Source organism: Tenacibaculum insulae, assembly GCF_964512435.1.
GTDB lineage: Bacteria > Bacteroidota > Bacteroidia > Flavobacteriales > Flavobacteriaceae > Polaribacter > Polaribacter insulae_A.
This window is the reverse complement of record NZ_OZ208512.1, coordinates 2797696-2810449: the sequence shown is the minus strand read 5'-3', so window position 1 is coordinate 2810449 and position 12754 is coordinate 2797696. Positions and strand designations below refer to the sequence as shown.

At 30.3% G+C, this 12754-nt stretch carries 8 protein-coding genes; 3 read left to right on the top strand and 5 right to left on the bottom strand.

Going from position 1 to position 12754, the window contains the following annotated elements; translation table 11 throughout:
• Position 1 precedes the first annotated feature (1 nt).
• Positions 2-676 carry a TrmH family RNA methyltransferase gene (locus ACN5J5_RS12860; protein ID WP_418645295.1) on the top strand — a complete coding sequence of 225 codons (675 nt, stop codon included), beginning with the start codon at positions 2-4 and terminating at the stop codon, positions 674-676.
• A gap of 1219 nt (positions 677-1895) precedes the next feature.
• Here the strand turns inward: ACN5J5_RS12860 and ACN5J5_RS12855 are convergent.
• Positions 1896-4205, bottom strand: a complete 2310-nt coding sequence (locus ACN5J5_RS12855; RefSeq protein WP_418645294.1) for a DNA topoisomerase 3 — start codon at positions 4203-4205, stop codon at positions 1896-1898.
• A gap of 141 nt (positions 4206-4346) precedes the next feature.
• Between ACN5J5_RS12855 and ACN5J5_RS12850 the strand changes: the two genes are divergently transcribed.
• Both ACN5J5_RS12850 and ACN5J5_RS12845 read left to right on the top strand, forming a co-directional pair.
• Entirely contained in the window at positions 4347-4994 is a 648-nt protein-coding gene (locus tag ACN5J5_RS12850) for a class I SAM-dependent methyltransferase (RefSeq protein WP_418645293.1), read from the top strand.
• A gap of 84 nt (positions 4995-5078) precedes the next feature.
• On the top strand, positions 5079-5513 hold the full coding sequence (locus ACN5J5_RS12845; protein WP_418645292.1) for a hypothetical protein: 435 nt from the start codon (positions 5079-5081) through the stop codon (positions 5511-5513).
• Positions 5514-5830: 317 nt separating this feature from the next.
• Here the strand turns inward: ACN5J5_RS12845 and ACN5J5_RS12840 are convergent, their stop codons facing one another.
• From ACN5J5_RS12840 to ACN5J5_RS12825, 4 genes are all read right to left on the bottom strand, one after another.
• Positions 5831-8059, bottom strand: a complete 2229-nt coding sequence (locus ACN5J5_RS12840; protein ID WP_418645291.1) for a M1 family metallopeptidase — start codon at positions 8057-8059, stop codon at positions 5831-5833.
• 136 nt (positions 8060-8195) lie between these two features.
• Positions 8196-10025 (bottom strand): ABC transporter ATP-binding protein, encoded by a 1830-nt coding sequence (locus tag ACN5J5_RS12835; RefSeq protein ID WP_418645290.1) that lies wholly within the window; start codon positions 10023-10025, stop codon positions 8196-8198.
• Position 10026: 1 nt separating this feature from the next.
• Entirely contained in the window at positions 10027-11736 is a 1710-nt protein-coding gene (locus ACN5J5_RS12830) for a phospho-sugar mutase (RefSeq protein WP_418645289.1), read from the bottom strand.
• 34 nt (positions 11737-11770) lie between these two features.
• A complete protein-coding gene (locus ACN5J5_RS12825; RefSeq protein ID WP_418645288.1) occupies positions 11771-12727 on the bottom strand; it encodes a glycosyltransferase family 2 protein in 957 nt (318 codons plus the stop codon).
• Positions 12728-12754: the final 27 nt, after the last annotated feature.

Here is a 12754-nt window from a genome sequence, read left to right as displayed (position 1 = left end):
TATGATTGACGAAGGATTATTTACCTATTTAGAAAGCTTTATTACAGATAAAAGAAAAGAAACTTTTAACAGAGTTTTAAACGAAAGAACACGTCATTTTACGGTTGTGTTAGAAGACATTTTTCAGCCTCATAACGCAAGTGCTGTGGTAAGAAGTTGTGATATTTTTGGCGTACAAGATGTGTATGCGATAGAAAATAAGTTTACCAATAAAGTTTCTCGTCATGTGGCTAAAGGAAGTCAGAAGTGGTTAAATATTAATCGTTATAAAGAGGATGGCGATAATACCAAAACTTGTTTAGAAGATTTACGTGCAAAAGGATATCAAATTATAGGAACAACACCGCATACGGATTCTTGTGTATTAGCTGATTTTGATGTTACTAAAAAATCTGCTTTTGTTTTTGGAGCTGAAAAAGACGGAATTTCAGATTATATTAAACAAGAAGCTGACGGATTTTTAAAAATTCCGATGGTTGGTTTTACCGAAAGTTTAAATATATCGGTTGCCGCTGCAATTACGTTAAATGATGTAACCTCTCGATTGAAAAAAACAAATATCGACTGGCAATTAAGTGATCTAGAAAAGAAAGAGTTGTATTTTGAATGGATTAAAAATACGATTAAAAATCCTAATAAGTTAACAGCACACTATTATAAAGAGCTTAGTAAATAAAGATATTTAAGAATTTAAGTTTGTTTGGGATTTTATATAAATTAATTCGTTTTTACAAGATGCGATTCTGAAACAAGTTTAGAATAACGGATTTTAGTATTTTTGATTTTAAAAGAGGATATTTTACGTCAACCTGAATTTATTTCAGGTTCTCACACAAACAGATTTGTTCTTGTTTTATAAGATGTGATCCTGAAACAGTTCAGAATGACGGATTTTAGTGTTTTTTTGATTTTTTAAAAGAAAATTTTTACGTCAACCTAAATTTATTTCAGGTTTTTATACAAACGAATTTGTTCTTGTTTTACACGATGCAATTCTGAAACAAATTCAGAATGACGGATTTTAGTATTTTTTTGATTTTAAAAGAGGATATTTTACGTCAACCTGAATTTATTTCAGGTTCTCATACAAACGGATTTGTTTGTGTTTATAGGATGCGATTCTGAAACAAGTTCAGAATGACGGATTTTAGTGTTTTTGATTTTAAAAGAGGATATTTTACGTCAACCTGAATTTATTTCAGGTTCTCATACAAACGGATTTGTTTGTGTTTATAGGATGCGATTCTGAAACAAGTTCAGAATGACGGATTTTAGTGTTTTTGATTTTAAAAGAGGATATTTTACGTCAACCTGAATTTATTTCAGGTTCTCATACAAACGGGTTTGTTTGTGTTTATAGGATGCGATTCTGAAACAAGTTCAGAATGACGGATTTTAGTGTTTTTGATTTTAAAAGAGGATATTTTACGTCAACCTGAATTTATTTCAGGTTCTCATACAAACGGATTTGTTTGTGTTTATAGGATGCGATTCTGAAACAAGTTCAGAATGACGGATTTTAGTGTTTTTGATTTTAAAAGAGGATATTTTACGTCAACCTGAATTTATTTCAGGTTCTCATACAAACGGGTTTGTTTGTGTTTATAGGATGCGATTCTGAAACAAGTTCAGAATGACGGATTTTAGTGTTTTTGATTTTAAAAGAGGATATTTTACGTCAACCTGAATTTATTTCAGGTTCTCATACAAACGGGTTTGTTTGTGTTTATAGGATGCGATTCTGAAACAAGTTCAGAATGACGGATTTTAGTGTTTTTGATTTTAAAAGAGGATATTTTACGTCAACCTGAATTTATTTCAGGTTCTCATACAAACAGATTTGTTCTTGTTTTATAAGATGTGATTCTGAAACAAGTTCAGAATGACGTTAAGTATTAATTAGAACTAATAATTTTTAAAACCAACTCTTTAGTTAATACTTGTCCGTTAGCTATTTTTTTGATGTTATCAAACGTAAACACAAAATCACAACCATTTTTGTAATGAGAACATCCGTAAGCCGATTTTCCTTTTAAAACAGTCCCTTTTTTACATTTCGGACAAGTGATTGTTTCAGAAACTTCAGTTGTTTTAGATTGCGCTTTAACTATCGTTTGTTTAGGCTCAAGCTTTAAATTGAAATTATCATCAAAACGAACTAAACCTTCAACTTTATCGTTGCCGTGTTTAAAACCTTTTAAATTAGTGGTACAGCCTTTATCAATTAAACGAATTAATTGCGTTTCAGATATTTTTTTATCCATAAAACTAAAAGGCAATTTAAAATCACATCCGCTTTTATACGCTGAACAACCGTAGGCAGTACTCCCTTTTAATAATTGTCCGTTTTTACATTTTGGACATTCTTTAGCAACGACTGTTTTTTTCTTCGATGCTGGCTTTTTTGGTTTTACTTTCGGGGTTTCATTTTCAGAAGACAGCCGTTTTGTTTTAGTATTTGAACGGACTTCGTACACCAACTCATCTACCATTTTTTTCATATTATTGATGAAAGCTCCGGCATTAAAATCACCACGTTCAATTTCTTTTAAACGTTTTTCCCAACGACCGGTTAATTCGGCAGATTTTAGTAATTCATTGTCAATTAAATCAATTAAATCGATTCCTGTTTGTGTAGGAATCACTAATTTTTTTTGACGTTCGATATATTTTCTTCTAAATAAAGTTTCTATTATACTAGCACGCGTAGACGGACGACCAATTCCGTTCTCTTTCATTAACTCTCGCATTTCATCATCATCAACCTGCTTACCTGCAGTTTCCATAGCTCGTAGTAAGCTAGCTTCAGTATAATTACGTGGCGGTTTGGTTTCTTTTTCTAAAAAACTAGGTTCGTGTGGTCCTTTTTCACCTTTTACAAAAGTAGGTAAGGTATTTGCTTCTGTTTTTTTAGTATCGTTTCCGTGCTCAAAAACAACACGCCATCCTTTAGATACTATTTCTTTTCCGCTTGTTTTAAAAGAAATTTTATCAACTTCACCAATTACCGAAGTGTTAGCAACATCACTTTCAGGATAAAAAACAGCAATAAAACGACGTGTAATAATATCATACACTTGTTGTTGATTGTACTGTAAATTATTCTGAATTCCGGTAGGAATAATAGCGTGGTGATCGGTAACTTTTTTATCGTCAAAAACCTTTTTAGATTTCTTTATTTTTTGTCCTAACAGTGGTTTTGTTAACTGACTATAGTCTGTTAACTTGGTTAGTATTCCAGCTATTTTCGGATACACATCATTCGGTAAAAAAGTAGTATCAACCCTCGGATAGGTAACTACTTTCATTTCGTAGAGTTTCTGTACTATTTTTAAGGTTTCATCCGCAGAAAATCCAAATTTATTGTTACAATAAACTTGCAAACCTGTTAAATCGAATAATTTAGGAGCGTATTCTTTTCCTTTCTTTTTGGTAACTGAAGTAATTTCAAAATCACTCTCTTTTACTTTATCAGCAAAAACTTGACCTTCTTCTTTTTTAAGAAAACGACCTTCTTCGTAACTAAAAAGTGTTTCGCGATATAGAGTTTGAAGTTCCCAATATGGTTGTGGCTTAAAATGTTGAATTTCTTTAAAACGATTTACCAACATGGCTAGGGTAGGAGTTTGCACTCTACCAACCGATAATACTTGTTTGTAACCGCCGAATTTAACGGTGTATAATCGCGTTGCATTTAAGCCTAATAGCCAATCGCCAATGGCACGAGAAAAACCTGCGTAATATAAATTATCGTATTGTGCGGCGGGTTTTAAATTATTAAAACCTTCTCTAATAGCTTCTTCGGTTAGTGAAGAAATCCATAAGCGTTGTACTTCACCTTTATAATTTGCTTGGTTTATTACCCAACGTTGTATCAGCTCTCCTTCTGTACCAGCATCGCCACAGTTTATAACAACATCGGCTCTTTCAAATAGAGATTTAACGATATTGAATTGTTTTTTTATACCTCCATCGTTGGTTACTTTGGTATTAAAACGTTCGGGGAGCATGGGAAGATTGTTTAAATCCCAACTTTTCCAATGTGGTTTATAGTCTTTAGGTTCTAAAAGCGTACATAAATGCCCGAAAGTATAGGTAACCGCATAACCATTACCTTCAAAATAACCATCTCGTTTGGTATTGGCTCCTAATATATTAGCAATTTCACGTGCTACACTTGGCTTTTCGGCGATACAGACTTTCATTAACGCTATTTAGAAAATCGAAATTACTAAAATAAATTGGTTCGTATGAAAAGTAATTTTAGGAATTTGTAAATAAAAATTTAATGGCATTTTGAAAGATCGTTGTTTATATTTGATAAAAATAAAAGACTTTTAATAACAATGAAAAAACCTTGGCCAACAAAAAAAGCAATGGAACAAGTATATGAAATGAAGCTTTGGGGTGATAATAATTCTGCTTTTTTTTCTGGTGAAGGTTCACATGATTACGAAATAATTACTCCGTATATAAAATCGGTAATTTCATTTTTAAAATCATTTAAAAAGCCAATTATTGTATGTGATTTAGGTTGTGGAGATTTTAATATAGGAAAGCAGTTGGTAGCATATACTAAAAAATATATTGCTGTTGATATTGTACCAAATTTGATTACATATAATAAAGAGAATTTTAAAAACTCTAATTTAGAGTTTAAATGTTTAGATATAGCTAAAGATAATTTACCTTTTGCAGATTGTATTATAGTACGACAAGTATTACAACATTTATCAAACAAAGAGGTTATGAGTGTTGTTAGTAAATTAACTAATTATAAATATGTTATTTTAACAGAACATCTTCCTGTAGGGAATTTTGAACCTAACAAAGATATTATTTCTGGTCAGGGAATTAGAATTAAAAAACAAAGTGGGCTAAATTTATTAGCAGCACCATTTAATTTTAAAGTTAAAGAAAATAAAATTATATCAGCTATATCTTTACACAATAATAAAGGTATTATTGTAACAACACTTTATACGGTTTTTTAAATTAAGGTATAATTTTTTATTTATTAAAGCGTTATTCTGTTTAATTAAAATATATTTATATCAAACCTTAAAATCAACAAACTTATGAAGAAACTAATTTATTTAATAACGCTATTTTTCTCTGTAGCATCGTATTCTCAAATAGAATTTATTGAAACTGCTAAAGTAGATATTGTAGGACATGTAGAGTTCGTTTATTTAGAAAAGGTAGGAGATGATACTTATAATTTGTTTTATAAAAATATTAATGCAACTACAATAAATGAATATGTGTTTTTTTCATTTAAAAATATGGATAATGATGTAGAGAAACTGCATCAAATAATTATTAAAGGTTTTGAAAATCCACCAAGAAGTAGGTTTCAGATAAAAGCAAACGGAAATATTGTTTATTTAAAGTATTTGAGAGAAGACGGAGAAATAAAAATGAAAATTCAACAATATGTTAGTAGAGAGCCTGATGTTTTAACAGAGTCTAAATTATTAACACTAGATGAAATTAATAAGCTATTTAATTAAAATAACTTTTTTATTTATCACAAAAAAAACATTACTTAAATAAGTAATGTTTTTTTTTCAATTTGATTAATCCCCCAATCAATCAAAAAGATTGTTTTGTGTATTATAGATACAAATATAAATAGAACAAGAGGTTTAAATAGGTTTATTTGTATAAAAAGCACGTTATATTGTATATTTGGTTTAAAATTAAACTTTTTTAGTTTTTTTGTTAAATTATTAAAGTATGAATTTTTATTGTTTTTAAAGCTTATAAAAAAAAGAAAACCTGTTTTAATAATTAAAACAGGTTTTCTTATAAGTAATTAATAAAAGTATTAATTTTTCTTTTTACCTTTAAATTTATCAAATTTATCAGTAGTTTTCTTTGGCCAACTGTTATTTGACGTGTCAATATCCGCAGTTTCTAAATCAGGATCAACAACAATGCTTTTAACTTCTTTTACTGAAGTAAATACTCTAAAAACTTTGTTTTCGTCTTTGTTCCAAATTTGAGCAGGGAATGTTTCACGCTTTTTTGTTCCATCAACATATGTTAATTCCACAATAATAGGCAATACTAAACCACCTGGCTTTTCAAACTCTACTTGATACATAAAATTAGGAGTATCTTTTAAAGTTGCTTTTTTATCAGCAGATAAACTATTAATATATGTTTCTAAATCTGCTTTGTTAGCATCTTCTTTTTTAGTTGTTAAGTAAACTAATTTACCTAAACCAGCAAAGTAAGAAGCATATTGTTTTTGTAGTTTTTTAGTTCTTTCGTCTGGTTTATTTGTTAAGTATAAAGGTTTAACTTCTTTTATACCAATATCAGAATAATCAGTTGTGTAAAACCAACCTCTCCAAAACCAGTCTAAATCCATTCCAGATGCATCTTCCATTGTTCTAAAGAAATCAGCAGGTGTAGGGTGTTTAAACATCCATCTTTTAGCATAAGTTCTAAAAGCATAATCAAATAATTCTGGTCCCATAATAGTTTGACGCAACATGTATAAACCAGCAGCTGGTTTTGTATATGCATTTGGACCAAAGTTTTTAACATAATCACCTTGTGCCATAATAGGAGTTAATCTTTTTTGATCTAAACTCATATAACGTACAATATCTTTTGGTAAATTTCCTGTATTAAATTTAGGATCGTAATCTAATTCGGCTAAAATTTCAACAAAAGAGTTTAAACCTTCATCCATCCATGTCCACTGACGCTCATCAGAATTTACAATCATAGGGAAAAAGTTATGTCCAACTTCGTGCGTGATAACTCCAATCATTCCGTGTTTAACTCTGTCTGAATATGTTCCGTCAGCGTTTGGTCTTCCGTAGTTAAAACAAATCATAGGATATTCCATCCCTTGATTTTTTGCATGTACAGAAATTGCCTTAGAGTATGGATAATCAAAAGTCATTTTAGAATATTCTTCTAAAGTATTTGCAACAACTCTTGTAGAGTGTTCTTCCCATAAAGGATTTCCTTCTTTTGGATATAATGATACAGCCATAACGTTTTTACCGTTAATTTTTACAGCCATTGCATCCCAAATGTATTTTCTTGAAGAAGCAAAAGCATAATCACGTACGTTATTTGCTTTAAAATGCCAAGTTTTTGTTTTGGTAGAACGTCCTTTTTCTGTTTTTTCCGCTTCTTTTTGAGTAACGATAAAAACAGGATCTTTATATGATTTTCTTGCTTTTTCCCAACGATTACGTTGTTTTTTAGTCAATACTTCTTTTTCGTTTTGTAATTCACCAGTTGCATCTACAATATGATCTGCAGGCACTGTTAATTTAACATCATAATCACCAAATTCTAAAGCCCATTCGCTACGACCCCAAAATTGCATGTTTTGCCAACCTTCAACATTGTCATAAACAGCTAAACGAGGAAAAAATTGAGCGATTGTATAGTTTTTGTTTCCATCAGGAAATAATTCGAAACCAGAACGTCCACCATCTTTAACAGAGTTGTTAATTAAATAGTTCCATTTTATGTTAAATTTAAAAACATGTCCAGGAGCTAGTGCTTCTGGTAAATTAATACGCATCATTGTACGATTAATCATATAAGATAAATCTTTACCTTCTGCATCTTTAACTTCTTCTATTTTATAACCAAAATCTTTTGGTTTCCCCATATTGTCTGTTACAAACTTTTCAGGAGTTAAAAAACTACTAGCACCTTGAGATTGCGCCAAAGGAGTTTTAGAGTCAGGAGCACGCATATTTTGGTCTAACTGAACCCATAAATAATCTAATTGATCGTTAGAGTTATTATGATAAGTAATAGCCTCATCACCATAAAGTTTATTTGAAGTTTCGTCTAAACGTAATTCCATTACATAATCCACTTTTTGTTGTGTGTATGCATGACCAGGAGCACCAGAAGCGGTGTGTTGATCATTTGGAGTTGCTAATACGTCTTTTAGTTGACGGAATTTGTTTTGATCAGTATGACCTTTTTGAGGCTCTTTTTTAGCTGTTTCTTGCGCAAAAATTGAAGCAGAAACAAAAAGAGCTGAAAATAATAACGTAGCGTATTTTCTCATTTTTTTTTTCAGTTTAAAATATGTGGAAAGTTACTAATTTTAAACTAGCCTAAAATGTATTTTGTTAAAACTTTAACAAAGCTTTATGTTTTTAATAGGGAGCTAAAAAAAGCAACCAAATTTGGTTGCTTTTTTTTTATGATAATGATTGCATTGAAACGAGTTTAAAATATTCTCCTTTTTTAGCAAGTAGCTCTTCGTGTTTACCTTGTTCTACAATTTGTCCTTTTCTTAAAACAACAATATTATCTGCTTTTTGAATGGTTGATAATCGGTGAGCGATGACTAATGAAGTTCTATTTTCCATCATTTTTTCTAAAGCTTTTTGTACCAATTGTTCACTTTCTGTGTCTAAAGCAGAAGTAGCTTCGTCTAACACCATTATTGGCGGATTTTTTAAAACAGCTCGTGCAATAGATAATCGTTGTTTTTGTCCTCCAGAAAGTAAGTTTCCGCTATCACCAATATTTGTTTGATATTGGGCAGGTAAATCTTTTATAAATTCGTGTGCATTGGCAATAGTAGCAGCTTCTAATATTTGACTTTCAGTAGCTTTTTCTACACCAAGTTTTAAGTTGTTTGCAATGGTATCGTTAAACAAAATAGATTCTTGAGTTACAATTCCCATTAAATCACGTAATGATTTTTTTGAGATGTTTTTTACATTCAAATCATCAATTAAAATAGTTCCTTTATTTACATCGTAAAAACGAGTTACTAAATTGGCTAAAGTAGATTTTCCGCTTCCAGATTGACCCACCAAAGCAACAGTTTGCCCTTTAGGAATTGTTAAAGAAAAATTTTTTAAAACATATTCATCTTTATATTTAAAAGAAATGTTTTTAAATTGAATAGAAGCGTCAAAATTATTTTTAGGTATCGGATTTTTAGGATCTACAATTGTATTTTTTGTATTTAATACTTCCATAATTCTTTCAGCAGAAGCATCTCCTTTTTGAATATTAGAATAGGTTGTAGCAATTGCTTTTACAGGATTTAATACTAAATAAAACAAACCAATATATCCAAAAAACTCTTGCGGTTTCATATCGCTATTTTCACCTAAAACAAGTTTACCACCATACCATAAAATAGCAATAATGGTAGTAACACCTAAAAATTCACTCATAGGAGAAGCTAATGTTTTTCTATGAATAACCTTAGTCATTAAATTACTATAATTTTTGGTAGAAATATTAAATTTAGATTCAATTGTTTTTTCGGCATTAAAACCTTTAATAACCCTTAAACCAGTTAAAGTCTCTTCAATAAACGATAAAAAATTACCAGTTTCTTGCTGTGCTAATAATGAGTTTGCTTTTAATTTTTTACTAATTGATGAAATTATTAAACCAGATATAGGTAATAAAATAAAAACAAATAATGTTAGTTTTACACTTATTGCAAACATAGATATTAAGGTAAAAACAATAGTTAAAGGTTCTCTAACAATAGTTTCTAAAGAGGTTAAAAAAGTAATTTCTACCTCTCTAACATCCGCAGTTAATCTAGCGATGGTATCTCCTTTTTTCTTTTCAGAAAAATAAGCGATTGGTAATTCTAAAATTTTGTTATATAGTTTGTCTCTTAAGTCTTTAACCACACCATTTCTAAGATAAGCTAATACATACGATGCTAAATAACGAAACAAGTTTTTAAAGAAAAATAAACTAAATGAAAGTACGCAAATAAACATAAGAGCCTTGTCTATACCACCTCTTTCAAGCATATCTGTTACTGTAAAATTAATAGAACCTTGAATATAATCGTAAATGCTACTAATTCCTTCATACACTGGTTTTTTATAAACTTTCTCTTCTTTACCAAATAAAATTCCTAATACAGGAATAAATCCGAGAACAGACAAAACATTAAAAACAGCATATAAAATATTAAAGAATACATTTAGCCATGCATATTTTTGATATGGCTTTGCAAAACTTAATATTTTTTTAAAATGATTCATATTATAAATTTAATTCTTTTATAATTCGTTGAATTTTAATGTCTAATTCATTTTCAACAGCAACAGCATTTTCAATTGTATCTAAGGTTGTTTTTACACTAAAGTAAAACTTAATTTTAGGTTCTGTACCACTTGGGCGAGCTGCCATTTTTGTACCTTCTTCTGTTTGATATATTAATACGTTAGATTTTGGAATATCAATAACAGTTTCTTCTCCGGTAATTAAATTTTTTCTAATTGATGATTGATAATCAAATAAGTATTTAACTTTTGAGTTGTCAATTTCTGTAAACGGATTGTTACGTAAATCAACCATCATTTGTTTAATTTGTGCAGCACCATCCATTCCTTTTTTTACAATAGCAATTAAATGTTCTTTATAAAAATGATGACGTGTATATAAGTTTAATAATTCGTTGTAAAACGAACTGTTATTAGACTTTGCATCAGCAGCAATTTCACAAGCCAATAGGGCAGAGGTAACCGCGTCTTTATCTCTAACAAAATCACTAACCATGTAACCAAAACTCTCTTCGCCACCACCAATAAAATCTAATTCAGAGTGGTCTTTAATCATTTTAGCAATCCATTTAAAACCAGTTAAACCAACTTTGGTTTCTACCCCATAAGAAGCAGCGATTTCATTAACCAAATTGGTAGAAACAATGGTAGAACCAACAAATTGTTTGCCGTTTAAATTCCCTTCTTTTTTCCAATAATTGATTAAAAAATCGGTCATCATACTCATAGTCTGATTTCCGTTTAATAACTTCATGTTTCCATCTAAATCACGAACAGCAATACCAATTCTGTCAGAATCTGGATCGGTTCCTAAAACGATGTCTGCATCAATTTTATTCGCTAAATCAACGGCCATTTTTAAGGCTTCAGGTTCTTCAGGGTTTGGCGATTTTACGGTTGAAAAATCACCATCAGGAATTGCTTGTTCTTCAACAATATGAACTTGAGTATAACCTGCTCGTTTTAAAACTTCAGGAATTAATTTTATTGATGTTCCGTGTAAAGAAGTAAAAACAATTTTTAAATCTTCGCGGTTTTTTACATCAAAAGTTCCGTTTTTTAAAGAGGCTTGCCAAAAGGCTTCATCAATTTCATTTCCGATAGAAAAAATTAATTCTTCTTTAGCATTAAAATTTACATCGGTATATTTTAAAGAGTTTACTTCGTCAATAATACCTTTGTCATTTGGCGGAACGATTTGCCCTCCGTCAGACCAATATACTTTGTAACCGTTATATTCTGGCGGATTGTGAGAAGCGGTTAAAACAATACCAGCATCACAACCTAAATGATTTACCGCAAAAGATAACTCTGGCGTAGGGCGCATGTCTTCAAAAAGATATACTTTTATATTGTTTGCAGAAAAAACATCAGCAACAACTTTAGAAAGCCATTTACTATCGTGACGACAATCGTAGCCAATAGCAACTTTTAATTCTTTATTAGGATGTGTTTGCTGTAAATAATTACTTAATCCTTGGGTTGCTTTCCCTAAAGTATATTTGTTAATTCGGTTGGTTCCTGCACCTACAATTCCGCGCATTCCACCTGTACCAAATTCTAAGTTTTTATAAAAACGATCTGCTAAATCATCCGATTTAGTATCGATCAATTGTTTAATTTCATTGTTGGTTTCTGAGTCGAACGCATCAGAAAGCCATAGTTTTGCTTTGTTAAGTATCTCTTCCATGTATCAAAATTAAAAACGCACAAAGGTACGTGTTTTATAAATTCAATTTTTGTTTGATTTTATAATGTTTTTGTTGCGGATTACTTTTAATAATCAGTTCACCTAAAAACCCAGCCAAAAATAATAAAGTTCCTAAAATCATTGAGGTTAAAGCAATGTAAAACCAAGGGTTGTTAGTTACTAAAATTGTTTTTATACCTGTTGATAAGCGGTAAATTTTCATCATTCCAATAAAAAAAGCACTAAAAAACCCGAAACCAAACATTAAACTTCCCCAAAGGCCAAAAAAGTGCATTGGTCGTTTGCCAAATTTAGAAAGGAAAGAGATGGTAATTAAATCTAAAAAACCATTTACAAAACGTTCCATTCCAAATTTTGTAACTCCGTATTTACGAGCTTGGTGTTGCACTACTTTTTCGCCAATATTATTAAAACCTTCGTTTTTTGCTAAAACAGGAATGTAACGATGCATTTCGCCACTTACTTTTACAGTTTTAATAACTTCGTTTTTATAGGCTTTTAATCCGCAGTTAAAATCGTTTAATTTTAATCCAGATGTTTTACGAGCCGCCCAGTTAAATAATTTTGATGGAATGTTTTTAGTTACCACATTGTCGTAGCGCTTTTTTTTCCACCCAGAAATTAAATCAAAATTATCATTAATAATTAAATTATATAATTCAGGAATTTCATCAGGGCTATCTTGTAAATCAGCATCCATGGTAATTACCACATTTCCGTTAGCTAAGCCAAAACCAGCATCTAAAGCTTGTGATTTACCGTAATTTCTTTGAAAACGAATTCCTTTTACCGATTTATTTTTGACTGATAATTGCTCAATTACTTGCCAAGAAGTATCGGTGCTACCATCATCAATAAAAATAATTTCGTATAAATAACGATTGGATTGCATAACGTTTGCAATCCAATCGTGTAATTCTTGTAAAGATTCTTCTTCGTTAAGAAGTGGTATTACTACCGATATATCCATAATTTTATGTGCCAAAATTTAAAAGGT

Bases quoted from the DNA above. Each gene is read 5' to 3' on its own strand.
- ACN5J5_RS12845 (WP_418645292.1), top strand. From the start codon at position 5,079: ATGAAGAAACTAATTTATTTAATAACGCTATTTTTCTCTGTAGCATCG.
- ACN5J5_RS12835 (WP_418645290.1), bottom strand. From the start codon at position 10,025: ATGAATCATTTTAAAAAAATATTAAGTTTTGCAAAGCCATATCAAAAA.
- ACN5J5_RS12825 (WP_418645288.1), bottom strand. From the start codon at position 12,727: ATGGATATATCGGTAGTAATACCACTTCTTAACGAAGAAGAATCTTTA.
- ACN5J5_RS12840 (WP_418645291.1), bottom strand. From the start codon at position 8,059: ATGAGAAAATACGCTACGTTATTATTTTCAGCTCTTTTTGTTTCTGCT.
- ACN5J5_RS12860 (WP_418645295.1), top strand. From the start codon at position 2: ATGATTGACGAAGGATTATTTACCTATTTAGAAAGCTTTATTACAGAT.
- ACN5J5_RS12830 (WP_418645289.1), bottom strand. From the start codon at position 11,736: ATGGAAGAGATACTTAACAAAGCAAAACTATGGCTTTCTGATGCGTTC.
- ACN5J5_RS12850 (WP_418645293.1), top strand. From the start codon at position 4,347: ATGAAAAAACCTTGGCCAACAAAAAAAGCAATGGAACAAGTATATGAA.
- ACN5J5_RS12855 (WP_418645294.1), bottom strand. From the start codon at position 4,205: ATGAAAGTCTGTATCGCCGAAAAGCCAAGTGTAGCACGTGAAATTGCT.